This is a genomic window from Pseudomonas sp. D1-36 (genome assembly GCF_051132205.1).
Classification (GTDB): Bacteria; Pseudomonadota; Gammaproteobacteria; order Pseudomonadales; family Pseudomonadaceae; genus Aquipseudomonas.
Genome location: NZ_CP071674.1, coordinates 5,319,220 through 5,343,827, shown reverse-complemented (window position 1 = coordinate 5,343,827; position 24,608 = coordinate 5,319,220). Strand labels below are relative to the sequence as shown.

27 protein-coding genes are annotated in these 24,608 nt (G+C 62.0%); 10 read left to right on the top strand and 17 right to left on the bottom strand.

Annotation, left to right across the window (positions count from 1 at the left end; all coding sequences use genetic code 11):
* Positions 1 to 17: 17 nt before the first annotated feature.
* Genes J3P76_RS24060 through J3P76_RS24050 form a run of 3 tightly spaced genes read right to left on the bottom strand, consistent with a single transcriptional unit; the run spans position 18 to position 3,666 of the window.
* Entirely contained in the window at positions 18 to 1,613 is a 1,596-nt protein-coding gene (locus tag J3P76_RS24060; RefSeq protein ID WP_434701315.1) for a GMC family oxidoreductase N-terminal domain-containing protein, read from the bottom strand.
* Between the two features lie 49 nt (positions 1,614 to 1,662).
* Positions 1,663 to 2,208, bottom strand: a complete 546-nt coding sequence (locus J3P76_RS24055) for a twin-arginine translocation pathway signal protein (RefSeq protein ID WP_434701314.1) — start codon at positions 2,206 to 2,208, stop codon at positions 1,663 to 1,665.
* Positions 2,209 to 2,235: 27 nt separating this feature from the next.
* Positions 2,236 to 3,666, bottom strand: a complete 1,431-nt coding sequence (locus J3P76_RS24050; RefSeq protein WP_434609020.1) for a coniferyl aldehyde dehydrogenase — start codon at positions 3,664 to 3,666, stop codon at positions 2,236 to 2,238.
* Between the two features lie 148 nt (positions 3,667 to 3,814).
* Between J3P76_RS24050 and J3P76_RS24045 the strand changes: the two genes are divergently transcribed.
* Together J3P76_RS24045 and J3P76_RS24040 are read left to right on the top strand one after the other, a co-directional pair.
* Complete coding sequence (locus J3P76_RS24045) at positions 3,815 to 4,486, top strand: TetR/AcrR family transcriptional regulator (RefSeq protein WP_420765050.1); 672 nt, start codon at positions 3,815 to 3,817, stop codon at positions 4,484 to 4,486.
* Between the two features lie 37 nt (positions 4,487 to 4,523).
* A complete protein-coding gene (locus J3P76_RS24040) occupies positions 4,524 to 5,378 on the top strand; it encodes a sulfurtransferase (protein WP_434701313.1) in 855 nt (284 codons plus the stop codon).
* A 122-nt stretch (positions 5,379 to 5,500) separates the two neighbouring features.
* Here the strand turns inward: J3P76_RS24040 and J3P76_RS24035 are convergent, their stop codons facing one another.
* From J3P76_RS24035 to J3P76_RS24020, 4 genes are read right to left on the bottom strand one after another with little or no spacing between them, the layout of a single operon-like run.
* On the bottom strand, positions 5,501 to 6,499 hold the full coding sequence (locus tag J3P76_RS24035; RefSeq protein ID WP_434649750.1) for a hydrolase: 999 nt from the start codon (positions 6,497 to 6,499) through the stop codon (positions 5,501 to 5,503).
* Between the two features lie 31 nt (positions 6,500 to 6,530).
* Positions 6,531 to 7,142, bottom strand: a complete 612-nt coding sequence (gene rsmD / locus J3P76_RS24030; protein WP_420765047.1) for a 16S rRNA (guanine(966)-N(2))-methyltransferase RsmD — start codon at positions 7,140 to 7,142, stop codon at positions 6,531 to 6,533.
* Positions 7,142 to 8,632: a M16 family metallopeptidase gene (locus tag J3P76_RS24025; RefSeq protein ID WP_420765046.1), complete on the bottom strand. Its 1,491-nt coding sequence runs from the start codon at positions 8,630 to 8,632 to the stop codon at positions 7,142 to 7,144. Before J3P76_RS24025 ends, rsmD begins: the two co-directional genes overlap by 1 nt.
* A complete protein-coding gene (locus tag J3P76_RS24020) occupies positions 8,625 to 9,980 on the bottom strand; it encodes a M16 family metallopeptidase (protein WP_420765045.1) in 1,356 nt (451 codons plus the stop codon). Before J3P76_RS24020 ends, J3P76_RS24025 begins: the two co-directional genes overlap by 8 nt.
* A gap of 344 nt (positions 9,981 to 10,324) precedes the next feature.
* Between J3P76_RS24020 and ftsY the strand changes: the two genes are divergently transcribed.
* From ftsY to rpoH, 4 genes are all read left to right on the top strand, one after another.
* On the top strand, positions 10,325 to 11,752 hold the full coding sequence (gene ftsY, locus J3P76_RS24015; protein ID WP_434701312.1) for a signal recognition particle-docking protein FtsY: 1,428 nt from the start codon (positions 10,325 to 10,327) through the stop codon (positions 11,750 to 11,752).
* On the top strand, positions 11,749 to 12,420 hold the full coding sequence (gene ftsE, locus J3P76_RS24010; protein WP_024778908.1) for a cell division ATP-binding protein FtsE: 672 nt from the start codon (positions 11,749 to 11,751) through the stop codon (positions 12,418 to 12,420). Before ftsY ends, ftsE begins: the two co-directional genes overlap by 4 nt.
* Positions 12,417 to 13,439, top strand: a complete 1,023-nt coding sequence (ftsX, locus tag J3P76_RS24005; protein ID WP_420765043.1) for a permease-like cell division protein FtsX — start codon at positions 12,417 to 12,419, stop codon at positions 13,437 to 13,439. Before ftsE ends, ftsX begins: the two co-directional genes overlap by 4 nt.
* Positions 13,440 to 13,552: 113 nt before the next feature.
* Entirely contained in the window at positions 13,553 to 14,407 is an 855-nt protein-coding gene (gene rpoH, locus J3P76_RS24000; RefSeq protein WP_003177476.1) for an RNA polymerase sigma factor RpoH, read from the top strand.
* A gap of 193 nt (positions 14,408 to 14,600) precedes the next feature.
* Here rpoH and mtgA read toward each other — a convergent pair whose 3' ends face one another.
* Positions 14,601 to 15,323, bottom strand: a complete 723-nt coding sequence (mtgA, locus tag J3P76_RS23995; protein WP_420765042.1) for a monofunctional biosynthetic peptidoglycan transglycosylase — start codon at positions 15,321 to 15,323, stop codon at positions 14,601 to 14,603.
* Between the two features lie 74 nt (positions 15,324 to 15,397).
* Here mtgA and J3P76_RS23990 point away from each other — a divergent pair, with 74 nt between their 5' ends.
* The 4 genes from J3P76_RS23990 (at position 15,398) to trmB (ending at position 17,654) form a co-directional block, all read left to right on the top strand.
* Positions 15,398 to 15,778, top strand: coding sequence for a DUF423 domain-containing protein (locus tag J3P76_RS23990; protein WP_420765041.1), 381 nt, complete (start codon positions 15,398 to 15,400; stop codon positions 15,776 to 15,778).
* A gap of 91 nt (positions 15,779 to 15,869) precedes the next feature.
* Complete coding sequence (gene thiS / locus J3P76_RS23985; protein WP_420765040.1) at positions 15,870 to 16,070, top strand: sulfur carrier protein ThiS; 201 nt, start codon at positions 15,870 to 15,872, stop codon at positions 16,068 to 16,070.
* Between the two features lie 54 nt (positions 16,071 to 16,124).
* Positions 16,125 to 16,919, top strand: coding sequence for a thiazole synthase (locus tag J3P76_RS23980; protein ID WP_060740195.1), 795 nt, complete (start codon positions 16,125 to 16,127; stop codon positions 16,917 to 16,919).
* Positions 16,920 to 16,928: 9 nt separating this feature from the next.
* Entirely contained in the window at positions 16,929 to 17,654 is a 726-nt protein-coding gene (gene trmB / locus J3P76_RS23975; RefSeq protein WP_434561791.1) for a tRNA (guanosine(46)-N7)-methyltransferase TrmB, read from the top strand.
* A gap of 129 nt (positions 17,655 to 17,783) precedes the next feature.
* Here trmB and J3P76_RS23970 read toward each other — a convergent pair whose 3' ends face one another.
* The 9 genes from J3P76_RS23970 to J3P76_RS23930 form a co-directional block, all read right to left on the bottom strand.
* Complete coding sequence (locus J3P76_RS23970) at positions 17,784 to 18,107, bottom strand: DUF3392 domain-containing protein (RefSeq protein ID WP_014340681.1); 324 nt, start codon at positions 18,105 to 18,107, stop codon at positions 17,784 to 17,786.
* A gap of 18 nt (positions 18,108 to 18,125) precedes the next feature.
* Entirely contained in the window at positions 18,126 to 19,259 is a 1,134-nt protein-coding gene (gene hemW / locus J3P76_RS23965) for a radical SAM family heme chaperone HemW (RefSeq protein WP_434702053.1), read from the bottom strand.
* A 62-nt stretch (positions 19,260 to 19,321) separates the two neighbouring features.
* Positions 19,322 to 19,918 carry an RdgB/HAM1 family non-canonical purine NTP pyrophosphatase gene (gene rdgB, locus J3P76_RS23960; protein ID WP_434701311.1) on the bottom strand — a complete coding sequence of 199 codons (597 nt, stop codon included), beginning with the start codon at positions 19,916 to 19,918 and terminating at the stop codon, positions 19,322 to 19,324.
* A complete protein-coding gene (locus J3P76_RS23955) occupies positions 19,915 to 20,349 on the bottom strand; it encodes a DUF4426 domain-containing protein (RefSeq protein WP_434561797.1) in 435 nt (144 codons plus the stop codon). Before J3P76_RS23955 ends, rdgB begins: the two co-directional genes overlap by 4 nt.
* A 25-nt stretch (positions 20,350 to 20,374) precedes the next feature.
* A complete protein-coding gene (metW, locus tag J3P76_RS23950; RefSeq protein ID WP_420765036.1) occupies positions 20,375 to 20,995 on the bottom strand; it encodes a methionine biosynthesis protein MetW in 621 nt (206 codons plus the stop codon).
* A gap of 7 nt (positions 20,996 to 21,002) precedes the next feature.
* Complete coding sequence (metX, locus tag J3P76_RS23945) at positions 21,003 to 22,142, bottom strand: homoserine O-succinyltransferase MetX (protein WP_055127826.1); 1,140 nt, start codon at positions 22,140 to 22,142, stop codon at positions 21,003 to 21,005.
* Positions 22,143 to 22,423: 281 nt separating this feature from the next.
* Positions 22,424 to 23,014, bottom strand: coding sequence for a YggT family protein (locus J3P76_RS23940; RefSeq protein ID WP_420765034.1), 591 nt, complete (start codon positions 23,012 to 23,014; stop codon positions 22,424 to 22,426).
* Between the two features lie 10 nt (positions 23,015 to 23,024).
* Positions 23,025 to 23,843 (bottom strand): pyrroline-5-carboxylate reductase, encoded by an 819-nt coding sequence (gene proC / locus J3P76_RS23935; protein WP_420765033.1) that lies wholly within the window; start codon positions 23,841 to 23,843, stop codon positions 23,025 to 23,027.
* A gap of 27 nt (positions 23,844 to 23,870) precedes the next feature.
* Positions 23,871 to 24,563 (bottom strand): YggS family pyridoxal phosphate-dependent enzyme, encoded by a 693-nt coding sequence (locus J3P76_RS23930; protein WP_434561799.1) that lies wholly within the window; start codon positions 24,561 to 24,563, stop codon positions 23,871 to 23,873.
* Positions 24,564 to 24,608 lie beyond the last annotated feature (45 nt).

Sequence of the window (24,608 nt, the reverse complement as noted above, 5' to 3'; positions counted from 1 at the left end):
GCGAATAATCCATGTTTTCAAGGTTTTTCCAGACGTTCGACCAGGGATGTCGCCAGTTGTGCCGTCAATCCATACACCGACAATTGCGGGTTGGCGCCGATGCTGGTGGGGAACAGCGAGCCGTCGTGAATGGAGAGATTGCCCAATTGATGATGTCGGCCGAGGCTGTCCGTCACGGCAGCCTTCGGATCTTCTCCCATGGCGCAGCCGCCCATGACATGGGCACTGCCCAGGCGCGTGCGGTACAGGACCATATCAAGCCCGTCGATCATTTCGCGGGCCTGCGCCAGGGTTTTCACATAATGGGCATCGCTGTGCAGGGGCATCACGGCCCGGGCGCCTCCGGCGAACTGGATTTCGGCCATGCTGTGAAATGCCCGGCGCAGGCCATCCCAGGCGTAGGGCGACAGCTGATAGTCGAGCACTGGCGTGCCGTCGCTGCGCAATTCGACGCTGCCGCCGGGGCTATCCGGATGGAAGCCGTCACGCAGCAACGCCAGCATGGCATGGGTATGGGGCAGGTGAGCCATGTGCGCCGCATTTTCGCCGCCGAAGCCACCCAGCAGCGTGGCGGCAAGGGCGGGATGTAATGGCGGCACTTCCAGCTTGTACGACATCCTGCCGCTGACGCCGTCCTGCCATTGGAAATGATCCGAATAAATCGACTGCGGAGCGCCGTAGAAGGGGTTGATCACTTCATCGAACTGGCCGGCCGACATGTTCACGAGGTGCAGGAACGTGCGCTGGCCCAGCCGTCCGTGCGGGTCCGGTGCCTCGGAGCGCAACAGCAGGGCAGGGCTGTTGATACCGCCGCCGGCCAATACATAATGCCGCGCCTTGATCGTGATGCGCCGCCCGGTCGGTGCCACGCAATGCTCGTCCATGGCCAGGCAATCCAAGCCGACGACCGCATCGTTTTTGATGACCAGACGCTCAGCCCTCGCGAGGTAAAGCAGCGCGCCGCCCTTGTCCAGCGTGGCGGGTATGGTGGTGACGAGCATCGATTGCTTGGCGTTGGTCGGGCAGCCCATGCCGCAGTATCCCAGGTTCCAGCAACCTCGCACGTTGCGTGGGATGACATGCCAGGCGTAGCCCAATTGGTCACAGCCCTTGCGGATCACGTCGTTGTTGGCGTTGGGTGGAATCATCCAGGGTGCCACGCCGAGGCGTTGTTCCATCCGTTCAAACCAAGGGGCCATGTCGGCGGGGCCGTGGCCTTTGACGTTGTGTTCGGCCGCCCAGTGCTCAAGGGTTTGCGTTGGGGTGCGCAAGCTTGAAGTCCAATTGATCAACGTCGTGCCGCCCACCGCACGTCCCTGGAGGATGGTGATGGCGCCGTCCTTGCTCATGCGTCCGAGGCCTTCCTGGTACAGGCTGGTATAGGCCTGGTCCTCCCGCAGCGTGAAGTCGTGGCTGGTCTTCAGCGGCCCTTCTTCGATGAGCAATACCTTGTAACCGGCGGCGCTGAGGATTTCCGCCGTGGTGCCACCGCCGGCGCCGCTGCCGATGATCGCCACGTCCGCTTCCAGCGTGAGGTCCTGGCTCAGTTGCGCGCCGTTGTAGGTGGTCCAGCCACGGGCGAGGCCTTCACGGAACGGGTCGGGTACGGGCATGCTAGGGGTCCCTTGTTGTTATGGACGGCGCTGGAGTCCACTGTGGCTTTCAAACCATCGGTGGTCCCGGGTACCCGCAATGGGCCCAGGACTCGGGCCGGCTGTACCACGCCATCATCACCATTTGCAGCAACGAGCCGTGGCCTTGGCGCAACAAGCTCAGCGAGCTGTTTTCCCACCGCGTCAGAAACTGTCGAATGTCATCGGCGCTGGCGTTTTCCCACGCGCCCCAGATCCCGGTCAGCGGCCCGCGGGTAATCCCCAGCGTCAGCACGTCGAATAGCTGGTGCGTTAGCTTGAGCATGGCGGGCGACAGGTGCGCCAGCCCTCGATCCAGGCTTTGCAGCGTGGCATCGGTGGCGGCGGGGAGCGTTCCAGCTGTTGTGGCCCCGTCGAGCATGACGGCTATCACGGCACGCAAGAACGGCAAGTCGCTGTCGCGCAATGCCGCCAGCCCGAGGGCCGGTTGGCTGGAGGAGCAGCCGCTCAGGCTGGCGCCCAATCCCACCGTGGCCAGGAAGGCGCTGGCGCCGAAGCTCAGTTGCAGTAAACCGCGTCGTGACAGGACGGGCTTATCGGTCAGGCTTGGGTTCATTATTGTTATTACCCGGGAAGACACTGGTTAGCGGATAAACAGCTTCTGGATCAGTTTCTGCAACGGCTTTCCATAGGGCGGGTAGATCAGTTTCGCCGCGTTGAACCGCTGCTTGACCAGCACGCCCTTGGCCTTGCTGAAGGTCAGGAACCCCTCATGTCCGTGGTAGTGCCCCATCCCCGAGGCGCCAATACCGCCAAACGGCATATCGTCCTGGGCCACGTGCAACAGCGTGTCGTTGAGGCAGACGCCGCCGGAATGGGTTTCGTCGAGTACGCGATTCTGTTCGGTCTTGTTGTAGCCGAAATAGTAGAGCGCCAAGGGGCGAGGTCGCTGATTGATGTAGGCAAATGCCTGGTCGAGGTTCTCATAAGGGACGATGGGGAGCAGCGGCCCGAAAATCTCGTCCTGCATGACCGTCATGTCGTCCGTGACATTGAGCAAAAGGCTGTGGGCCATGCGTTGTCCCTGGCTTTGCTCGAACAGCTCGATCAGCAACGCCCCTTTGCTTGTTGCATCGCCGATGTAGCCGTTAAGCCGTGCCAGTTGTCGTTCGTTAATTACGGCGGTGTAGTCCGGGTTGTCAATCAACGTCGGATAGAACCCGCGTACGGCCTCGCGATACGCCTCGACGAACGCCCCGACACGATTTTGCGGCACCAGCACGTAATCCGGTGCGACACAGGTTTGCCCGGCGTTGAGGGTCTTGCCGAAGGCGATGCGCTCGGCAGCGTGTTCAAGCGGGACGTCATCGGAAACGATGGCCGGAGATTTTCCGCCCAGTTCCAGGGTGATGGGCGTCAGGTTTTCCGCGGCCGCACGCATGACGTGCTTGCCGATGCTGGTGGCGCCGGTAAACAGCAGGTGATCGAACGGCAGCCTGGAGAACGCGATGCCTACGTCTGCTTCGCCAAGCACGACGGACACCAGGTCCTGGGGAAATATCCGGGCCAGCAGTTGCTTGAGCAACAAGCCGGTGGCAGGGGTCGATTCGCTGAGTTTTAGCATCACCCGGTTGCCCGCCGACAAGGCTCCGACCAAAGGCCCTATGGCCAGGAAGAGCGGATAGTTCCAGGGCACGATGACCCCGACCACCCCCAGCGGCTGATAGACCACTTTGGCCGATGCCGGCTGGAAGGCCAGGCCAACCTTGCGTCGAGAGGGCTTCATCCAGCCTTTGAGGTGTCGCCTGGCGTAATGGATACCGTGCAGGCTCGGCATCAGCTCGGCCAACAATGTTTCGTCCGCGCTGCGGTGGCTGAAATCCTCGCTGATGGCGTCGATCAAGGCCTGCCGTTCATTGCTCAACAGTTCGCCCAATGCCTTGAGCCATTGCAGTCGCTGCGCCGCCGGTGGCATCGGGTGAGCCGCGTAGGCTTGGCGCTGGGCGATGAAGAGCGCTTGGAGCTCGTCCAGCTGCTGTTGAGACTCGTGCAGGTAAGCGACATCAGCAGGCATGGCGGGCACCGGATTATTATTGGCATCGGTGTTTTCTAGAGCTTATGCTCTAGAAAGTCAAATGAGCCTCTGTAAATCCCTTGGGTTTTATCCTGTGACCGATAGGTCGTAAGATGCCCTTCGATCACTTTTTATTAAAGCCCAAGCCATGGCCCCACGAATGAAAACCAGCGAGCGCATCGTGCAGAACAGCCTCGAGTTGTTCAACCGCCAGGGCGAGCGCAGCGTCAGCACCAACCATATTGCCGCTCACATGGAGATGTCCCCTGGCAACCTCTACTACCACTTCCCCAACAAGCAGGCGATCATCGCCGTGCTGTTCAGTGAGTATGAAAACCTGGTGGACAGCTTCTTGCGCCCGCCCCAAGGCCGCCTGGCCACGGTGGACGACAAGCGCTTTTATCTGCAAGAGCTGCTGTCGGCGATGTGGCGTTACCGGTTCCTGCATCGCGACCTGGAACACCTGCTCGACAGCGACCCGGAACTTGCGGCGCGTTATCGGCGGTTTTCCCAGCGCTGCCTGATCCATGGCACCGCCATCTACGAGGGCTTCGTCGAAGCCGGTATCCTGAAGATGGACCGTGTGCAGATCGAATCCCTGACCCTCAACGCCTGGATCATCCTCACGTCCTGGGTACGGTTCCTGTGCACGACCCGTGAAAACTCCAGCCACTTGAGCGAACAAGCCATCAAGCGTGGCGTATACCAGGTCCTGGTGCTCGAGGCGGGTTTCGTGACTGACCAGGCCCGTGAAGCGGTGGATGCGTTGTTCAAAGAATTTTATGTCCCCCTGGCCCAGACCCTGGAGGAAGGGCAATAAGGATCGGACCTGCTTGATTCAGCCACAGGAGTTCACCATGCCCATCGCGCAACTCATCAGCCCCCAGGCCCTAGAACAGAGGCGATCACAGCCTGGGCTGGTGATCCTTGATTGTCGTTTTGCCCTGGAGGACCCGGACTACGGCCAGCGCAGTTATGCCGAAGGCCATATCGCCGGTGCGTCTCACGCGGACCTTGAGCGCGACCTGAGCGGTCCGGTGGTCAAAGGCGTGACCGGGCGCCATCCTTTGCCCGCACCTGAGGCCTTGGTTACGCGTCTGCAGGCCTGGGGCATTAACAATGAGAGTGACGTCGTGCTGTACGACGATGGTCCCGGTACCTACGCTGCCCGGGCCTGGTGGCTGCTGGCCTGGCTGGGCAAGCGCGAGGGCGTCTACATTCTCGACGGCGGGCTCAAGGCCTGGCACACGGTCGGTTTGCCCCTGAGTCTCGATCCGCCGGCCATCCAGGCCGGCTCCTTCAGTGGTTCGCCGGACGCGAATCTGCTGGTCAGTGCCGACATATTGCAGCAACGCCTCGGCCAGCCGGACATGACGTTGCTGGATGCGCGGGCGTTGCCGCGATTCAAAGGTGAGGTCGAGCCGATCGATCCGGTGGCCGGGCATATCCCGGGCGCGCAATGCGCGGCCTTCACCGATAACCTTGGCGCCGATGGGCGGTTCCTGCCGACCGACCAGCTCAAGCAGCGCTTTGCCGCAAAATTCGGCGATCGCTCGCCGAGCGGCCTGGTGGCCTATTGCGGCTCGGGCGTGACAGCATGCCATAACCTGTTCGCCTTGTGCCTGGCAGGGTATCCGTTGGGCAAGCTGTACGCCGGCTCGTGGAGCGAGTGGATCAATGATCCGCGGCGGGGCGTGGCGAAGGGCGAATAACGAGGCACCTACAACCAATTGGGAGCGAGCTTGCTCGCGATGGCGGTGTATCAGTCATGTCGCTGATCTGTCGCTATCGCGAGCAAGCTCGCTCCCACAAAAGTTTTCTCGCTTGCGAATCGTCAGCCATGGCCCAGGGTGGCGAGCCATTTGGGGATGCGTCGTTCCAGATAGTAGCCGGGACGCCGTAACGTCCCGTCGACGAATCCGACATGTCCGCCTCGGGCATGCAATTCAAGCCGGGTCGACGCTGACAACTCTTCAGGGGCGGGCAGGCTGTGGGGAAATACGAACGGATCGTCGGCGGCCTGGATAAGCAAGGTCGGCGTTTTGATCTCCGCCATGAAATAGCGGCTGGAGGCGCGACGATAATAGTCCGCCGCATCCGAGAATCCGTGTAGGGGCGCGGTGACGCGCCCATCGAAATCCCAAAACGTGCGCATATTGTCCAGCGAGCCCAGCGCGGCCAGGGCCGCAAGCCCTTCCTGGCGTCCGTCGTGCTGGAATTGGCGCTGTTTGTTGCGCATGTAGGCGACCATCTCCCTCATGAAATGCGCTTGGTAGAATTTGGAGAAGCCCTGCCCGATACGATCGGCGCACTGGTCCAGGCGAAACGGCACCGAAACGGCCACCGCGCCCAGCAGTTGGCTGTCGCTGCCGGTCTCGCCCAGATGCTTGAGCAAGACGTTGCCGCCCAGTGAATAGCCCACGGCAAACAATGGCGCCAGAGGTCGCCGGGTGCGCAGATGCGTCAGGGCGGCGGCCAGGTCTTCGCTCACTCCTGAATGGTAGCTGCGGGGCAGCAGGTTCGGCTCCCCCGAACACCCGCGCCAGTTCAACGCGACGCTGGCCCAGCCTTGGTCGTTGAGTGCTTGTTGCAGCCCGGTCACGTAGGGCGAGTTGGAAGAACCGGTCAGCCCGTGAAGTACCAGTACCAATGGCGCCTCGGCGCTATGGGGTCCATACCAGTCGAGGTCGAGGAAGTCGCCGTCTTCCAGCCACAGCCGCTCCCGTTCGCGATCGATGGGGCAGGACTTCCGCCATAACGGCCCCCACAATGTTTGCAGGTGCGGGTTGCCAAGCCCAGGGGCAGGGACGAAAGGTTCGGATGCGGCGGACATTCTGACTATTTCTCGATGCACGGCCAGCCGTTCAGCCAATGTCCTTTGGTAAACGCTGCCACAACGCGTAATGCACCTGTCCGGATTTCTGCTCGCGATGCAAGCGCCAATTGCTCGGCAAGCCCAGGGTGGACGGAGCGGTCTCGCTTTCAGTGTAGACCCAGGCATCCTCGGCCAGCCACTGACGTTCCTCGAGCAAGGCGCATACCGTCGGCAGCAGATTCTGGTTGAATGGCGGGTCGAGGAAGACGAGGTCGAATGGAGTTGCCGGCTGGCTGTCAAGGTAACGCAGCGCATCGGCTGTCTGCACCTGGCCGACGGTGCAGCGTAGGGTGCCGAGGTGTTCCTTCAGGCTGGACACGGCCAGGCTGCTGGCGTCCAGCGCCTGGCCCATGGCGGCACCACGGGACAACGCCTCGAGAAACAGTGCGCCGCTGCCGGCAAACGGGTCGAGCACCTTGGCGCCCGCCACGTAAGGCGCTAGCCAGTTGAACAGGGTTTCACGAACCCGGTCCGGTGTCGGTCGCAATCCTGGAGCATCCGGAAAACTCAGCCGCCGGCTGCGCCATTCGCCGCCAATGATGCGCAACTGGTTCACGCCGTTGTGCACGGGTTTCTTGCTGGAATTGGATGGGCGGGCCATTAGTGCTCCGGAACCCCGAGCGGCTGCTCGGCAGGTTTGTCAGTGGGGGCCGGCAATGGCTTTTGCGGCACGGTCGGGCCAGCGGTGACGATGACCATCTTGTCGGTGCTCAGGTGTTTATTCAACGCAGCCTTGACCTGCTCGACCGTCAGCGCCTGGGACTGGCGCATGAAATCTTCCAGGTAGCTCAGCGGCAAATCATAGAAGCCCATCGCGCCGAGCTGGCCAACGATGTCGGCATTGCTGGCGGTGGACAGCGGGAAGCTCCCGGCCAACTCGCGCTTGGCGTCGTCGAGTTCTTTCTGGGTCGGGCCATTGTTGAGGTAATCGGCAAACACGTCCTGCACCAGCTTGAGCGTGCCCTCGCTCATTTCCGCGCGGGTTTGCAGATTGATCATGAACGGACCGCGAGCCTGCATTGCCGTGAAGCCGGAGTACACGCCATAGGTCAGGCCGCGTTTTTCCCGGACCTCGGTCATCAGTCGTGTACCGAAACCCCCGCCGCCCAGGATCTGGTTGCCCAGGGACACGGCGGCATAATCCGGATCGTCCCGGTCGATGCCCAACTGCGCGAGCATAAGGTTGGTCTGCTTGGACGGGAACTCGATATGGTTGACGCTCGCTTTCGGCTCCACCGGTGGCGGGGTCTTGGCCAGCGCAGGGCCCTTGGGCAGCGCGGCTGATACTTGGTTGGCGATGGCTTCGGCGTCAGCGCGGGACAGGTCCCCCACCAGGGCGATCACGGCGTTGCCGGCGGCATAGGCCTTGGCATGGAAGGCCCGGGTTTGGGCCAGGGTAATCGGTGGAATGCTCTGTTCGGTGCCGTCGCTGGAGTGGGCGTACGGATGATCGCCATACAGGCGCTTCATCAACTCCAAGCCCGCCAGTTTGCCGGGGTTCTGCTTCTGATACTCGAAACCGGCGAGCATCTGGTTCTTGATTCGGGCGAACGAGTCGGCGGGGAAGGTCGGTTTGCCGACGACTTCGGCAAACAGCTTCAGCGCCGGCTCACGCTTGTCCGTCGCGCTGAGGCTGCGCAGGGAGGCCACGGCCATGTCCCGATAGGCGCCGTTGCCGAAGTCCGCGCCGAGGCTTTCGAAGCCTTGGGCGATGGCGCTGACATCCTTGCCGGCCACGCCTTCGTTGAGCATGGCATTGGTCAGCAGGGCCAGGCCGGGGGCGTCGCCGTCCTGGCTGCTGCCGGCGGCAAAGGTCAGGCGCAGGTCGAACATTGGCAATTCCCGGGCCTCGACGAACAGGACCTTGGCGCCGTCAGCGGTTTTCCAGGTCTGCACATCGAGCTGGCGGCGGCTCGGTGCCTTGTCATCCAGTTCGGCCAGCGATTGCAACTTGTTGCCTGACTTGGCCTTGTCCAATGCCTGGCTGGCATCGGTGTTCTTCGATGGCGACAGGTAGACGGCCAGGGAACCGGCCAGGGCAACCAACACCAGGCCCATCAGCACCAGGCGTGATGATTGGCGCTTACTCATGGGCTTTCTCCTCGGGCAGGACGTGCGCAACGCTCAAGCGCGAGCGGGTGAAATACAGCTGGGCTGCCTTCTGGATATCCTGCGGGGTCACGCTTTGCAGTTCGGCAAGCTCGGTGTCCATCAGCTTCCAGGACAGGCCGACGGTTTCCAATTGCCCGATGGCGGTGGCCTGGCTGGTGATCGAGTCGCGCTCATACACCAACCCGGCGATGACCTGGGCGCGGACGCGCTCCAGTTCGTCGACGGTCGGGGCCGTGGTTTTCAGTTGTTCGAGCAAGCGCCACAAACCTGCTTCGGCCTGGGCGAGGGTTTTGTTTTTCTGTGTGTTAGGCGTTGCCGACAAAGTGAACAACGAGTCGCCACGGGTGAATGCGTCATAATTCGACGAGCCCCCCGACACCAGTTCCTCGCCACGCTCCAGCTGGGTCGGAATCCGGCCGCTGTAGCCGCCGTCCAGCAAGGCCGAGATCAAGCGAAGCGCGTTGACCGAACCCTTATCCGTCGCGGTGGCGATGCTGGGCACGTTGAAGGCCAGCATGACGCTGGGCAGTTGGGTCTGTACATGCAGGGTGAGCTTGCGCTCGCCCGGTTCGGCCAGCTCCAGTGGGATCTTGGCGGCGGGCACCGCGCGCCGCGCTATCGGACCGAAATAGCGCTGGGCCAGGTTCTTGACCTCATCCGGCGTCACGTCACCCACCACCACCAGGGTTGCGTTGTTCGGGGCGTACCAGGATTCGTACCAGTGACGTAGCTCGCCGACGGTCATCCGGTCCAGATCGGCCATCCAGCCGATGGTCGGCGTGTGATAGCCGCTGGCTGGATAGGCCATGGCCTTGAAGCGCTCGAAGGCCTTCGACATCGGCTTGTCGTCGGTGCGCATGCGGCGCTCCTCCTTGATCACCTCGATCTCGCGGCTGAACTCTTCCGGCGGCAGGCGCAGGCTGGCCATGCGATCGGCTTCAAGTTCGAAGGCGACGCCCAGGCGATCCCGGGCCAGCACTTGGTAGTAGGCAGTGAAGTCATCGCTGGTGAAGGCGTTTTCTTCGGCGCCCAGGTCGCGCAGGATCAACGATGCTTCGCCGGGGCCGATTTTATCGCTGCCTTTGAACATCATGTGTTCCAAGGCATGGGACAAACCGGTCTGGCCCGGCGTTTCGTAGCTGGAGCCGACCTTGTACCAGACCTGGGAAACCACGACCGGGGCGCGATGGTCTTCACGCACCACGACCTTGAGGCCGTTGTCGAGGGTGAATTCGTGGGTAGGTTGTGGATCGGCAGCAAAGACTGAAAAGGGCAGACAAACCGTGCTGAGCAGCAGGCCTGCGGCGCGGCGGGCAAGAGCATTCATTCGTGTTTAAACCTGTCGGGCTGCCTGCCGGGTCTTAGCCTCAGCAGGCGAGGAGGTGCTAGGATAACGGTCCGTTTTACTGGCGGCCACGCCTATCGGGTCTTTTATCGGCCCAAGGCTGTCTGGGTTCCGTGCACAAACGTTGGGTTTGTTCCTGTATCCCCGCGTTTTCGCCGACGATGCCGTACCAGTCCTTCGAAAAAATCGACCATGAGGTGTCCTGGCGACATTTCGACAATCTGTTGCGCGTGAACAAGCTCGATGAAACGCAGTCTGTTCAGCATCGAATATTTATCACCGAGGCGCCCTCCAGGCGCGTCGCTACCGTGAGATAGCCGTCCTCCATGTTTGGTTCCAACGACGACAAGAAGACCCCAGCTGCGGCTGGCGAGAAAAAAAGCCTGTTCGGATGGCTGCGCAAGAAGCCGCAGGAAACCGTGGGTGAACAGCCGCAACCGCAGCCTGAGCCCGCCGACGAGACGGTGGTCGAAGAGGCTGCGCCCATTGTCCTGCCGATCGCCGAGCCGGTGCTGCAACCGGCCGAGGCCGAAGCCGAGCCAGTGGCTGAACCGGTGGATGAGCCGGTGCTCGAGCAACCCCTGACCCCGCCTCCCGGGCAGGCCCCTTGGCTCACCTTGCCCGTGGCGGAAGAACCGGTCGCGCTGGTAGAGGACGCCCAGGCGCCCCACGTCACGCCGCCAATCCCAGCCCCGATGCAACCGGAGGAGGCGCCAGCTGCCGTGCTCGCGCCTTCGACCCCGGAGCTCGCCCCCGAGCCGGAACCTGTCGTGGTAGAGGCTTCGGCCCCGGTCGAACCGCCGCGGCCCGTTGAAGAGAGCAAGGTCGGTTTTTTTGCCCGCCTCAAGCAGGGCCTGTCCAAGACCAGCGCCAGTATTGGCGAGGGCATGGCCAGCCTGTTCCTGGGCAAGAAAGTCATCGATGACGAGCTGCTGGAAGACATCGAGACCCGCCTGCTCACCGCCGACGTAGGCGTCGAGGCCACCTCGGTGATCATCCAGAGCCTGACCCAGAAAGTCGCGCGTAAACAATTGACCGATGCCGATGCGCTGTACAAGTCCCTCCAGGGTGAACTGACCAACCTGCTCAAGCCCGTGGAGCAGCCGCTGGTGATTGCCTCGCAGAACAAGCCGTTCGTGATTCTGGTCGTTGGCGTCAACGGTGCCGGCAAGACCACCACCATCGGCAAGCTGGCGAAGAAGCTGCAGCTCGAAGGCAAGAAGGTCATGCTTGCCGCCGGCGACACCTTCCGCGCCGCCGCTGTCGAGCAACTGCAAGTGTGGGGCGAGCGCAACAAGATCCCGGTCATCGCCCAGCACACCGGTGCCGACTCCGCTTCGGTGATCTTCGACGCCGTGCAGGCCGCCAAGGCCCGTGGCATCGATGTGCTGATCGCCGACACGGCCGGTCGCCTGCACACCAAAGACAACCTGATGGAAGAGTTGAAGAAGGTCCGCCGGGTGATCGGCAAGCTCGACGCCGATGCGCCCCACGAAGTGTTGCTGGTGCTGGATGCCGGGACCGGCCAGAACGCCATCAACCAGGCCAAGCAGTTCAACCAGACCGTCGAACTGACCGGGCTGGCCCTGACCAAGCTCGACGGTACCGCCAAGGGCGGGGTGATCTTCGCCCTGGCCAAGCAGTTTGGCCTGCCAATTCGCTACATCGGCGTGGGTGAAGGCATCGATGACCTGCGCACCTTCGAAGCCGAGCCCTTTGTCCAGGCGCTGTTTGCCGAGCGGGAGCATTCATGATTCGTTTCGAACAGGTCGGTAAACGCTATCCGAACGGTCACGTCGGCTTGCACGAGCTGAGCTTTCGGGTCCGTCGGGGCGAGTTTCTGTTTGTGACCGGCCACTCCGGTGCCGGTAAAAGTACCTTGCTGCGCCTGCTGCTGGCGATGGAACGGCCCACCACCGGCAAGCTGCTGCTGGCCGGCCAGGATTTGAGCACCATCAGCAACGCCCAGATCCCTTATCTGCGGCGCCAGATCGGCGTGGTATTCCAGAATCACCAACTGCTGTTCGATCGCACGGTATTCAATAACGTGGCGCTGCCTTTGCAGATCCTTGGGCTGTCCAAGGCCGAAATCAACAAACGCGTTGATTCGGCCCTGGAGCGCGTGGCTCTGTCGGACAAGACCGATCTGTACCCGGGCGACCTGTCCACCGGCCAGCAACAGCGCGTCGGCATTGCCCGCGCCATCGTCCATCGCCCGGCCTTGCTGTTGGCGGACGAACCCACCGGTAACCTCGACCCGCGACTGGCGGCGGAGATCATGGGCGTATTCGAAGACATCAACCGCTTGGGCACCAGCGTGCTGATCGCCAGCCACGACCTGGCACTGATCGCGCGTATGCGTCACCGCATGCTGACCTTGCAACGCGGTCGACTGATCGGCGACGGGGAGGCAGGCGTATGAGTGCTACTCGCAGCCCGAAAGTGGCCGAACGCGTGGCCCCGAAGGGCACCGATCCGCAGCCGCAGAAGAAAAAGCGCGACGATGACGATGGCCCGGATTTCACCACGCTGTTGCACGCCTGGATCGAAAGCCATCGCGCCAGCCTGCTGGACAGCCTTCGGCGCCTGGGCAAGCAACCGATCGGCAGCTTCTTTACCTGCATGGTGATGGCGGTGGCCTTGAGCCTGCCCATGGGCCTGTCATTGCTGCTGAGTAATGTGGAGCGCCTGGGCGGTTCCTGGCAGCGCGCGGCGCAGATCTCCCTTTATTTGCAACTGGATGCGACGCCAGGCGAAGGCGAGGCGCTGCGTGAGCAGATCAAGACCATGCCGGGCGTGGCCGATGCCGAATACGTGGGTCGCGAGCAGGCGCTGGAAGAGTTCCAGCAGCAGTCGGGGCTGGGCGAAGCCCTCAAGGAGCTGCCGGAGAACCCGCTGCCAGGCGTTGTGCTGGTCACCCCAAATGAGGTCGACAAGCCGACCCTTGAAGCATTAAGACAAAGACTTTCCGAGCTGCCGAAGGTACAACAGGCGCAACTTGATCTAGTCTGGGTCGAGCGTCTTGCGGCGATCCTCAAGCTCGGCGACAGGTTTGTCTTCGGCCTGACGGTGCTCTTGGTTTCTGCATTACTTTTGGTGATAGGCAATACCATTCGTCTTCATATTGAAAACCGCCGCACCGAGATAGAAGTGATTAAACTCGTCGGCGGTACGGACAGTTATGTACGCAGGCCTTTCCTTTATATGGGAGCGTTGTATGGCTTCGGCGCAGGCATCCTGTCCTGGGGCGTATTGGCGTTCGGCCTGGACTGGCTGAACGATGCGGTAGTGGGACTGGCCGGTTTGTATGGCAGTGACTTCGCGCTGGCCGGAGTGCCAGTCGCTGACGGTCTGTCGCTCTTGCTTGGCGCGGTGCTGTTGGGTTATATCGGTGCATGGATTGCGGTAGCACGCCACCTACGTGAGCTTGCGCCAAAATAGTTGTTTTTTGCGCGTATTGACCTTTCGGTTTTTGTGGGAACTTGTCCTACGGTTCCCGGTCAATTTTCGCAGTGCTGAACTGCACGAGTTATGTGAGTCGGAGGTTTTTTCGTATGACCACTTCTTTGCAACCTGCTTATGCTCTGGTCCCAGGTGCGAACCTGGAGGCCTATGTGCACACGGTCAACAGCATCCCGCTGCTGACCCCCGAGCAGGAGCGTGAACTGGCCGAGAGTCTCTACTATGAGCAGGATCTTGAGGCGGCTCGGCAGATGGTGCTCGCCCACCTGCGTTTTGTCGTACATATTGCCCGCAGCTATTCCGGCTACGGGCTGGCCCAGGCCGACCTGATCCAGGAAGGCAACGTTGGCCTGATGAAGGCGGTCAAGCGTTTCAACCCGGAAATGGGTGTGCGCCTGGTGTCGTTTGCAGTGCACTGGATCAAGGCGGAAATCCACGAGTTCATCCTGCGCAACTGGCGCATCGTGAAGGTCGCGACCACCAAGGCCCAGCGCAAGCTGTTTTTCAACCTGCGCAGCCAGAAGAAGCGCCTGGCTTGGTTGAACAACGAGGAAGTCCATCGCGTGGCCGAGAGCCTCGGTGTGGAACCTCGTGAAGTGCGCGAAATGGAAAGTCGCCTGACCGGCCATGACATGGCTTTTGACCCGGCCGCCGAAGCGGACGACGACAGCGCTTTCCAATCGCCGGCCAACTACCTGGAAGACCACCGGTACGACCCGGCGCGTCAACTGGAGGACGCCGACTGGAGTGACAACTCCAACACCAACCTGCACGAAGCGCTGGAAGTGCTGGACGAGCGCAGCCGCGACATTCTCTACCAGCGCTGGCTGGCCGAGGAGAAAGCCACGCTGCACGACCTGGCGCAAAAGTACAACGTGTCGGCCGAGCGAATTCGCCAGCTTGAGAAGAGCGCGATGAACAAGCTCAAGGTGTCGATTGCGGCTTGACCTGCGACAGCTATCACAAAAACGCCCCGATCATTACTGATCGGGGCGTTTTTGTTTGTGCGATGCAAGCGTCAACTCAGCCTTTGTGGGAGCGAGCTTGCTCGCGATGGCGGTGGGTCAGGCGACATCTCTGCTGAGTGCTCGATTGTCATCGCGAGCAGGCTCGCTCCCACAAGAATCCGTGGTGTCGCGGCTATTGAGCCCAGGGCGCCGGCCGAGACTCATCTAACCGCAACAGATAACCATCACCTCCCAATTGGCTCATCTGCTGGCGAATCCAACTCGCACGCCTGAGCACATAAGGGCTCGGCCGACTGGCGCTCCAGGCCCTCGGGTTGGGCAGGACTGCGGCCAACAGGCTGGCCTGTTGTCGGGACAAGGCGTTTGCACCGACACGAAAATGATGCCGCGCCGCCGCTTCGGCCCCAAACACCCCGTCGTCCCACTCGACGCTATTGAGGTACACCTCGAGGATCCGCTGCTTGGGCCAGAACACTTCGATCAGCGCGGTGAACCAGGCCTCCAGCCCCTTGCGCAGCCAACTGCGGCCCGACCACAGGAAAAGGTTCTTGGAAACCTGCTGGCTAAGGGTGCTGGCGCCACGAATCGAACCGCCGCGCCCGTTGTGGGCGAACGCGGCCTGGATTGCGCCGATGTCAAAGCCCCAATGCTCGGGAAATTTCTGGTCTTCCCCGGCAATGACCGCAACCTTGAGATGATTGGAAATCTTGTCCCAGGGTTGCCAGTCACGCTGCAGGTCGATCGGTTCGCCTCCGAACCAGGATTGCACCTTGCGCTCGATCATCAGCGCGGTGAACGGCGGTGGCACCACGCGAAACAGCAGCACCAGCACAACGCTGCAGGCGGCGAACCAGAACAGGGCTTTAATGAATCGTCGAAACAATGAACGCAGCATAGAGATGGCTTGGCCGAACCCGTCGAGCGGGCCATTATACAGACCCTGTCCATCGAGTCTGACCGGAGTTCCCCATGTTGCGTAGCTTTCTGATGCTGGCGGCTTTTTTCGGCTTCACGGGCGTGGCGCTGGGGGCGTTTGCCGCCCATGGCCTGAAAAACCGCCTGAGCGCCGATTATCTGGCGATTTTCCACACTGGGGTGACCTACCAACTGGTGCATACCCTGGCGCTGTTCGGCGTTGCGCTGTTGGCCACGCACATCCCGGGTCGTATCGTCACTTGGGCCGGAATTTCATTCGTGATCGGCATCCTGCTGTTCTCCGGCAGCCTGTATCTGCTGACCCTTACCGGTGTCACCAAGCTGGGCATGATCACGCCCCTGGGCGGCGTGGCTTTCCTGATCGGTTGGTTGTGCCTGGGCATCGCGGCCTGGCGCCTGCAACTTGCCGCTTGAAGCTTGTCGCTCGTAGCTGACCAAGGGGCTTGGGTCACCCAGACTGATCGGGCTAGAATGCCAGCCCCTAAAAATGATGGCGGCATCCGGCATGCGCATTCAGTTGAACGGCGAACCCCTTGATCTGCCCGACGGTGAAACCGTCGCGGCCCTGCTGACCCGTCTGGAACTCACCGGACGCCGCGTCGCGGTGGAACTCAATCTGGATATCGTCCCGCGCAGCCAGCACGCCGAAACCAAATTGAACGACGGTGATAGCGTCGAAGTGGTCCACGCCATCGGTGGCGGTTAGTCGCCTCGGTTTCGCAGCCTTTCGCAAGAACCTCACCCCAACAGAGGATTTCCCATGAGCATCGTTCGTAGCGACAAGCCCTTCGTCCTGGCCGGTCGTACCTACCAGTCGCGCTTGCTGGTAGGTACCGGCAAATACCGCGACATGGAAGAAACCCGCCTGGCCATCGAGGCCTCGGGCGCCGAAATCGTGACCGTCGCCGTGCGCCGCACCAACATCGGCCAGAACCCGGGCGAACCGAACCTGCTGGATATCCTGCCGCCGGATCGCTACACGATCCTGCCGAACACCGCTGGTTGCTTCGACGCCATCGAGGCCGTGCGCACCTGTCGCCTGGCCCGTGAACTGCTCGACGGTCACAACCTGGTGAAGCTGGAAGTGCTGGCGGACCAGAAAACCCTGTTCCCCAACGTGATCGAAACCCTCAAGGCCGCCGAGACCCTGGTCAAGGAAGGTTTTGACGTGATGGTCTACACCAGCGATGACCCGATCATCGCCCGTCAGTTGGCGGAAATCGGCTGCATCGCGGTCATGCCGTTGGCCGGCCTGATCGGCACCGGCCTGGGGATCTGCAACCCATACAACCTGCAGATCATCCTGGAAGAAGCCAAGATCCCGGTGCTGGTGGATGCCGGTGTCGGTACCGCTTCCGACGCCACCATCGCCATGGAGCTGGGTTGCGAAGCGGTGCTGATGAACTCGGCCATCGCCCATGCCCAGCAGCCGGTCCTGATGGCCGAAGCCATGAAGCACGCCATCGTTGCCGGCCGCTTGGCCTACCTGGCCGGCCGCATGCCGAAAAAACTCTACGCCAGCGCGTCCTCGCCGCTGGATGGTCTGATCAAGTAAGAGCCATTGATGACTGAATCGAACGACACGCCTGTCCTGCCGGAAGAAGGCGAAGAGCGCCAGCACCGCCGCATCAAGAGTTTCGTGATGCGCGCCGGGCGCATGACCGAAGGCCAGCAACGCGGCCTGGAACAGGGCGCCCCGCTGTATGTCCTGCCCCTGGCCGATGCACCGGTCGACTTCGACCAGGTCTTCGGACGCTCGGCGCCGCGCTCGCTGGAAATCGGTTTTGGCATGGGCCACTCGCTTCTGGAGATGGCCGCCGCCGCGCCGGAACAGGATTTCATCGGCGTGGAGGTCCATCGTCCGGGTGTCGGTGCGCTGCTCAACGGTGTGCTGACCCAAGGGCTGACCAACCTGCGGGTCTACGATTGCGACGCTATCGAAGTGCTTAATCGTTGCGTGGCCGATAACAGCCTCGATCGGCTGATGCTGTTCTTCCCGGATCCGTGGCACAAAAGCCGACACCACAAGCGCCGGATCGTCCAGGCGTCGTTCGCTGAGCTGGTGCGTAGCAAGTTGAAGGTCGGCGGTGTGTTGCACATGGCCACCGACTGGGAGCCCTACGCCGAATACATGCTGGAAGTGATGAACGTCGCGCCGGGTTATCGCAACCTGGCCGAGGACGGCAAGTGCGTACCGCGCCCGGCTGAACGGCCGATCACCAAGTTCGAACGTCGTGGCGAACGGCTCGGGCATGGGGTTTGGGACTTGAAGTTCGAGAAGCTGCCTTAAACATCACGCAATAAAACTGTGGGAGCGAGCCTGCTCGCGAATACGGTGTGTCAGCCAAAAAAGCATTGCCTGACACTCCCTCTTCGCGAGCAGGCTCGCTCCCACATGTGTTTTATGTGATGGCTTAAATCAGCGGCGGTCAGCCACCACACCAATCAACACCAGCACCACCAATAACACCGGCGCCAGGCTGTAGTTGTTGAACTGGCTCAAGCCCCGGACGATCCACGGCGTGGCGTAGATCAGCGCGGCGCCGCTGCCGATCATGCATAGCAGGGCGATCAGCGGGACGCGCAAGGCGCCGGCGATGCTGCCCAGGCGCTGTTCGACCCAGCCCTTGATATCCGCACCAAACAACACCAGCAGGCAGCCTACCAACGCCAGGGAGATTTCCGACAGGTTGCTGCGGCTCCAGCGGGATACGGTGGCGAGCAGGTCGAGTACCAGATCCATTCGATTTCCTTGTGTTGATCAGCTCAGAAATTTCTGCAGCAAGTCGTTGAGAAACAGCTGTCCGCGCTCGGTCGCCGCCAGACGTGACGGTTCGACCTGCAACAACCCACTTTGTTCGGCCTCGCGCCGGCCGTCGGCCAGGCTTTCCAAAGACAGGCCGGTGCGCTGTGGATAAAGCTGCGCCGCTACACCTTCGGTAAGACGCAGCGCGTTCATCAGGAACTCGAAAGGCAGTTCTTCGTTGGCCAGGCTCTTTTCGCCGGCCAGGAAACGTTTGGCCGGGTTGAGATAATCCTTGGGCAGGCGAGTCTTCCAGGTGCGCACGATGCGCCCGTCCGGATGGCTGAGCTTGCCGTGGGCCCCGGCGCCGATGCCGATGAAGTCACCGAAGCTCCAATAATTGAGGTTGTGACGCGCCGCGCGCCCTGGCTGGGCATAGGCGGAGACCTCATATTGGTCGTAGCCATGCTCGGCGAGCAGCGCCTGCCCGGCTTCCTGGATGTCCCACAGCGTGTCGTCTTCCGGCAAGATTGGCGGCTGGTTCCAGAACACCGTGTTCGGCTCCAGCGTCAGTTGATACCAGGACAAATGGGTGGGCTTCAGGGCAATGGCCTGGCGCAGATCGCTCAAGGCATCTTCGAGGGATTGATCCGGCAGGCCATGCATCAAGTCGAGATTGAAATTATCGAACCCGGCCTGGCGGGCCATGCCAGCGGCACGCACCGCCTCGTCGCCGTTATGGATTCGGCCAAGCGCTTGGAGCTTGGCCTGTTGGAAGCTCTGGATGCCAATGGACAGACGATTGATGCCCAGCGCCCGGTAGGCGACGAATTTCTCTTGCTCAAAGGTGCCTGGGTTGGCTTCCAGGGTGATTTCAATATCGGGCGCAAAAGGGATGCGCGCCTCGACGCCCCGCAGCAGACGCCCCAGGGCTTGGGCGCTGAACAGGCTCGGCGTGCCGCCGCCAAAGAAAATGGAGGACAACGGCCGGCCGTGAACCCCATGCAAATCCTGGTTGAGATCGGCCAGCAAGGCGTCGACGTATTCCTCCTCCGGCAGCTGCGGGCTGGCGGTGTGGGAGTTGAAGTCGCAATACGGGCATTTGCGCACGCACCAGGGGATATGGATGTACAACGCCAAGGGCGGCAGCATGGGCAGCGGCGCCCGAGGTGTCTGTGCGCCGCCGTGGATCAGCGGTGCGGGGGAGTCGGTGGTCATTGCAGGCCCAGGCGTTGGCGCAGCAGGGCCATGGCGCGGGCGCGGTGGCTCAGTTGGTTCTTTTCAACGGGGCCCAGCTCGGCGCTGGAACAATTGCGCTCAGGCACCCAGAACAACGGGTCGTAGCCAAAGCCGTGTTCGCCGCTGGCCTTGGCGAGGATGCGCCCGTGCCACAGGCCTTCGCAGAGGATCGGCAGTGGATCGTCGGCATGGCGCACAAGCGCCAGCACACAAACGAATTGCGCGCCGCGCTCGGCTTCGGGCACGTCCTTGAGGGCTTCGAGCAGCTTGGCGTTGTTCGCTGCGTCACCTTTGCCATCGGCGTAACGGGCCGAATAGATGCCCGGCGCGCCGCCGAGGAAGTCCACCGCCAGACCGGAATCGTCGGCCAGCGCCGGCAGGCCGGAAATGCGCGCCGCATTGCGGGCCTTGAGGATGGCGTTCTCGACGAACGACAAACCGGTTTCCTCCGGCTCGACCTGGCTGAATTCATCGATCGAGCGCAGCTGCACCGATCCGCCGAGCATCGCCTGGAGTTCCTTGAGTTTGCCGGCGTTGTGGCTGGCCAGTACGAGTTGGGTAAGGTTGATCATTGGCCCGGAAACAGTTCCTGGTTGAAGTTGATGGTGTTGATTTTGTCGCCGGTTTGCACCTTGATCTCGAAGGTGCGGGTTTCCTGCTGTTCCACTGGATATTGGGCGATGTAGTAGATCGCGCCTGCTTCGGTGACCTGACGGAAGGTGAGCGGGACTGTCTTGCTGGTCAGGTCCTTGACCGTACCGCTGACCTGGGCCATCAACGGCTTGCCTTCCTTGATCACCGAGACGTTGATGACGCCCTGGTGCTTGCTGCGAATCAGCTCGGCGCCCTTGGCGATGTCCGGGGTCAGGAAGGTGGAGTTGAACGTGTTGTAGTGAACGGTGACGTCACCGAACACTTCCTTGCGCTCGGCCTTGATGACATCGGCGGCCATGGCGCCGATGCTCAGGCAGGAGGTGATTAACAGCAACGCTAGACGCTTCATGTCGTGCTCCTGAAAAGGCGGGTGCTCACACCGCGACCTGATGGTCGGCAAGGCCCGGGCTGCTGACCCGGTAAATGCCAATCTCACCTAACAGATTAGGCCATAGCTTGCTGGCCCACCCGTGGCGGTGCTGCTGGTCCACCGCCAGCCGGTCGATGACCTTGGCCTTGCGCTCGCGGCACAGTTCTTCGAAATCCTCGAACGTACAGAAATGGATGTTCGGGGTGTTGTACCAGGTATAGGGCAGGAATTCCGACACCGGCATCCGTCCCTTGCTCGCCAGGTACCAGCGGCAGCGCCAGTGGCCGAAGTTGGGGAAGGTAATGATGCACTGGCGCCCGACGCGCAGCATTTCGTCGAGAATCTTGTCTGGGTAATGCACGGCTTGCAGGGCCTGGGTCATGACGACGATGTCGAAGCTGTTGCTGGCGAAGTTGCCCAGCCCTTTGTCCAGGTCTTGTTCGATGACGTTGATGCCCTTGGCCACGCATTCGGCGATGTTGTCCGGGTCGTTTTCCAGCCCGTAGCCCGTCACTTGCTTGTTGTCCCGCAGCCAGGTCAGCAGTTCGCCGTTGCCGCAGCCCAAGTCGAGCACGCGGCTGCCGGCGGGGATCCATTCCTGGATGATGTCCAGATCGGCTCTCATGGCGTCCTCACAGCGTAATACGGTTCATGTAGTTGCCGAACGCCTGCAGGTAGCGCGGGATCGGAATCAAAAAGGCGTCGTGGCCCTGGGGGGCGTCGATTTCCAGGTAGCAGACGTCCTTGCGCGCGGCCATCAGTGCGTCCACCAGCTCCCGGGAACGGGCCGGGGAGAAGCGCCAGTCGGTGGTGAACGACATCACGCAGAACTTGGCGGTGGCATTGGCGAAGGTTTTCGCCAGGTCATCGTCGAAGTTCGCCGCCGGATCGAAGTAGTCCAGCGCCTTGGTCATCAGCAGGTAGGTGTTGGCGTCGAAGCGCCCGGAGAATTCCTCGCCCTGATAACGCAGGTAGCTCTCGACCTGGAATTCCACGCTGTGGAAGTCGTAGTTGAGCTTTTCGCTCTTGAGGCCTCGGCCGAATTTTTCACCCATGGAATCGTCGGACAGGTAGGTGATGTGCCCGACCATCCGCGCCAGCATCAACCCGCGCTTGGGAATCACGCCATGTTCCTGGAACGAACCTCCGTGAAACTCGGGGTCGGTGAGGATCGCCTGGCGCGCCACTTCGTTGAAGGCAATGTTCTGCGCCGACAGCTTGGGCGCCGAGGCGATTGCCAGGCAATGGCGCACGCGATCCGGGTAGGTGATGGTCCATTGCAGGGCCTGCATGCCGCCGAGGCTGCCACCGATCACCGCCGCCCATTGACCGATGCCGAGGCGGTCGGCCAGGCGGGCCTGGCTGTGGACCCAGTCTTCCACGGTCAGTACCGGGAAATCGGCGCCGAAGGGCTTGCCGGTGTCGGGGTTGAGGCTGCTGGGGCCGGTGGAGCCGTTGCAACCGCCGAGGTTGTTCAGGCTGACCACGAAGAACCGGTTGGTGTCGATGGGCTTGCCGGGGCCGATGCAACTGTCCCACCAGCCGGGCTTGCGGTCATCGACGCTGTGGTAGCCGGCGGCGTGGTGATGCCCCGACAAGGCGTGGCAAATCAGCACGGCATTGCTCGCCGTGGCGTTGAGGGTGCCGTAGGTTTCGTAGATCAGGTCATAGGCTGGCAACGAACGGCCGCAGGCCAGGGCCAGGGGCTCGCTGAAATGCGCCATTTGCGGCGTCACCAGACCAACGGAATCGGGGGGAAAGGCAGCTGGCATCGACCCTGCTCTCGTTGAAATGAGGCGTAAGTCTAAAGACCGCTGGGGTTAGCGGCAAGCAAACGGCGGCGCTGATTGTCCGCTGATGCAAACCCTGTGGTGACTGGATCAATCTGTGGCGAGGGAGCTTGCTCCCGCTGGGCCGGGCTGGCGCTCCAGCGCGAAGCGGCCCTGAATGCTGCCGCCCGGGGCTGTCTGGACGACGGTGACGCCCGGTTTGGGGCTGCTTCGCAGCCCAGCGGGAGCAAGCTCCCTCGCCACAGGAAAAGTTGCAGCGTGCTTTAGATCAGCACCCGCAGGATCTCCGGCATCATCGTCATCGCCGCCAGGTTGTTGATCACCAGCATGTCGATCAGTTTGAGCACCATGAATGCCAGGATCGGCGAGATGTCCAGGCCGCCGAGGTTCGGCACGATGCGGCGGAACGGCGCCAGGGCCGGCTCGCAGATCTGGTTCACCAGTTCGGCGCCCGGGTTGTGGCTGCCCGGCGCGACCCAGGACAGGATCACGCTGATGATCAGGGCAAAGAAAAATATCTTCAGGAACAGTGCGGTAACGCCGATGATCGACCAGATCAGCAATTGCAGCGGATTGCCGGTGATGCCATAGGTCAGCAGCAGCGTCAGGGCCATCAGCGCCATTTGCAACAGGATCGCCAGCAACAGCGAGGACATGTCCAGGCCGAACAGGCTCGGAATGATCCGGCGCAATGGTTTAAGCAGCGGTTGGGTCGCCTTGACGATGAACTGGCACAACGGGTTGTAGAAGTTGGCGCGCACCAGTTGCAGCACGAAGCGCATCAGCACGATCAGCAGGTACAGGCTGCCGAGGGTTTGCAGGACATAGACCGCTGCAGTGTTCAATCCAATCATGAATGGCTCCTTATTGGCCCAGTTGTTCGGCCATTTCGGCCGAGCGGTGCGCGGCGGCGCCGAGTGCTTTTTCAACCAGGGCTTCGAAGCCTCCGGCCTGGAATGATTTGATGGCCGCTTCGGTGGTACCGGCCGGCGAAGTCACGCGGCGACGCAGCTCCGCCGCATCGACATCGCTGGCGACCGCCATATGCGCGGCGCCCAGGGCAGTCTGCAAGGTCAGCTGAGCGGCGGTTTCCCGGGGCAGGCCGAGTTTCTCGCCGGCGGCGGTCATGGCTTCGATCAGCAGGAAGAAGTACGCCGGGCCAGAGCCGGAGACGGCGGTGACCGCGTCCAGTTGCTGCTCGGTTTCCAGCCACAGCGCAAGACCCACGGCCGACAGCAATTCTTCAGCCTGCTGGCGTTGGGCGGCCGTCACCTGTTCGGTGGCGAACAGGCCGCTGACGCCCTGGCGCAGCAGTGCCGGGGTGTTGGGCATGCAGCGCACGATGGGCTGGGCGCCGAGCCAGTTGTTCATGCTCGCGCAAGTAATACCAGCGGCAATCGACACGATCAGTTGATGTGGCTTGAGATGCGGGCGAAGGGCTTCGCACACGCTTTTCATTGCTTGCGGCTTGACCGCGAGCACCACGACGTCCACGCCGTCGATGGCCTGGGCGTTGTCGGCGAAGGCTTCGATGCCGTGCTCTGCGCTCACCCGCTGGCGGGTTTCTTCACCCGGATCGCTGGCGCGGATCTGCGCTGCATCCAGGCCCTTGGCCCGCAGGCCGCCGATCAGGCTGGCGGCCATGTTGCCGGCGCCGATAAAGGCAATACGCGTGTTGCTCATAACGGATCCTTATGAAAGATGAGTGAGTCAGCTGGGCGATTGACCGTAGTCGCGAGCCCCAAACAGCGCAGTACCGACGCGCACCCAGGTGGCGCCTTGAGCAATGGCGGATTCGAGGTCATGGCTCATGCCCATGGACAGCGTATCCAGGGGCAGGTCCAGGCTGGCTTGCAGGCGCTGGACAGCAGCAAAAGCCGCGTCCTGTTCAGCGCGATCGTCGGTCGGTTCGGGAATCGCCATCAACCCGCGCAACGTGAGGCGTGGCAACGTGCTGATGGCGCTGGCAAGGGCGGGCAGGTCCGCTGGCGCGCAGCCGGATTTACTGGCTTCGCCGCTGACGTTGACCTGAATGCAGATGTTCAATGGTGGCAGCTCGGCTGGCCGCTGCTCGGACAGGCGCTGTGCAATTTTCAAGCGATCCACGGAATGCACCCAGTCGAAATGTTCGGCGATAGCGCGCGTCTTGTTCGATTGAATGGGGCCGATGAAGTGCCAGATCAAGGGCAGGTCAGTCAGTTCGGCCTGCTTGCCCAAGGCTTCTTGCAAGTAGTTCTCGCCGAAGTCACGCAGGCCGGCGGCGTAGGCTTCGCGCAGGGCCTGGGCGGGCTTGGTCTTGCTGACGGCCAGTAGATGGACGCTGTGTCCGGCGCGTCGGGCGGCCTGTTCCGCCGCATGGATGCGCGATCTAACCTGAGCAATGTTGTCTGCTATCGTGGTCATAAAGAAAGGCCAGCGGGTCTGAGGTTCGCGGCATTCTACTGGAAT

Coding starts and splice junctions, on each gene's coding strand:
- J3P76_RS23990 (WP_420765041.1), top strand. CDS start 15,398: ATGTTGCGTAGCTTTCTGATGCTGGCGGCTTTTTTCGGCTTCACGGGC.
- metX (WP_055127826.1), bottom strand. CDS start 22,142: ATGCCAGCTGCCTTTCCCCCCGATTCCGTTGGTCTGGTGACGCCGCAA.
- J3P76_RS23930 (WP_434561799.1), bottom strand. CDS start 24,563: ATGACCACGATAGCAGACAACATTGCTCAGGTTAGATCGCGCATCCAT.
- J3P76_RS24020 (WP_420765045.1), bottom strand. CDS start 9,980: ATGAATGCTCTTGCCCGCCGCGCCGCAGGCCTGCTGCTCAGCACGGTT.
- J3P76_RS24055 (WP_434701314.1), bottom strand. CDS start 2,208: ATGAACCCAAGCCTGACCGATAAGCCCGTCCTGTCACGACGCGGTTTA.
- J3P76_RS24045 (WP_420765050.1), top strand. CDS start 3,815: ATGGCCCCACGAATGAAAACCAGCGAGCGCATCGTGCAGAACAGCCTC.
- J3P76_RS24050 (WP_434609020.1), bottom strand. CDS start 3,666: ATGCCTGCTGATGTCGCTTACCTGCACGAGTCTCAACAGCAGCTGGAC.
- thiS (WP_420765040.1), top strand. CDS start 15,870: ATGCGCATTCAGTTGAACGGCGAACCCCTTGATCTGCCCGACGGTGAA.
- rdgB (WP_434701311.1), bottom strand. CDS start 19,918: ATGATCAACCTTACCCAACTCGTACTGGCCAGCCACAACGCCGGCAAA.
- ftsX (WP_420765043.1), top strand. CDS start 12,417: ATGAGTGCTACTCGCAGCCCGAAAGTGGCCGAACGCGTGGCCCCGAAG.
- ftsY (WP_434701312.1), top strand. CDS start 10,325: ATGTTTGGTTCCAACGACGACAAGAAGACCCCAGCTGCGGCTGGCGAG.
- J3P76_RS23940 (WP_420765034.1), bottom strand. CDS start 23,014: ATGATTGGATTGAACACTGCAGCGGTCTATGTCCTGCAAACCCTCGGC.
- rsmD (WP_420765047.1), bottom strand. CDS start 7,142: ATGGCCCGCCCATCCAATTCCAGCAAGAAACCCGTGCACAACGGCGTG.
- rpoH (WP_003177476.1), top strand. CDS start 13,553: ATGACCACTTCTTTGCAACCTGCTTATGCTCTGGTCCCAGGTGCGAAC.
- metW (WP_420765036.1), bottom strand. CDS start 20,995: ATGAGAGCCGATCTGGACATCATCCAGGAATGGATCCCCGCCGGCAGC.
- J3P76_RS24025 (WP_420765046.1), bottom strand. CDS start 8,632: ATGAGTAAGCGCCAATCATCACGCCTGGTGCTGATGGGCCTGGTGTTG.
- proC (WP_420765033.1), bottom strand. CDS start 23,843: ATGAGCAACACGCGTATTGCCTTTATCGGCGCCGGCAACATGGCCGCC.
- trmB (WP_434561791.1), top strand. CDS start 16,929: ATGACTGAATCGAACGACACGCCTGTCCTGCCGGAAGAAGGCGAAGAG.
- J3P76_RS23980 (WP_060740195.1), top strand. CDS start 16,125: ATGAGCATCGTTCGTAGCGACAAGCCCTTCGTCCTGGCCGGTCGTACC.
- J3P76_RS24040 (WP_434701313.1), top strand. CDS start 4,524: ATGCCCATCGCGCAACTCATCAGCCCCCAGGCCCTAGAACAGAGGCGA.
- J3P76_RS24060 (WP_434701315.1), bottom strand. CDS start 1,613: ATGCCCGTACCCGACCCGTTCCGTGAAGGCCTCGCCCGTGGCTGGACC.
- ftsE (WP_024778908.1), top strand. CDS start 11,749: ATGATTCGTTTCGAACAGGTCGGTAAACGCTATCCGAACGGTCACGTC.
- hemW (WP_434702053.1), bottom strand. CDS start 19,259: ATGCTGCCGCCCTTGGCGTTGTACATCCATATCCCCTGGTGCGTGCGC.
- J3P76_RS23970 (WP_014340681.1), bottom strand. CDS start 18,107: ATGGATCTGGTACTCGACCTGCTCGCCACCGTATCCCGCTGGAGCCGC.
- mtgA (WP_420765042.1), bottom strand. CDS start 15,323: ATGCTGCGTTCATTGTTTCGACGATTCATTAAAGCCCTGTTCTGGTTC.
- J3P76_RS24035 (WP_434649750.1), bottom strand. CDS start 6,499: ATGTCCGCCGCATCCGAACCTTTCGTCCCTGCCCCTGGGCTTGGCAAC.
- J3P76_RS23955 (WP_434561797.1), bottom strand. CDS start 20,349: ATGAAGCGTCTAGCGTTGCTGTTAATCACCTCCTGCCTGAGCATCGGC.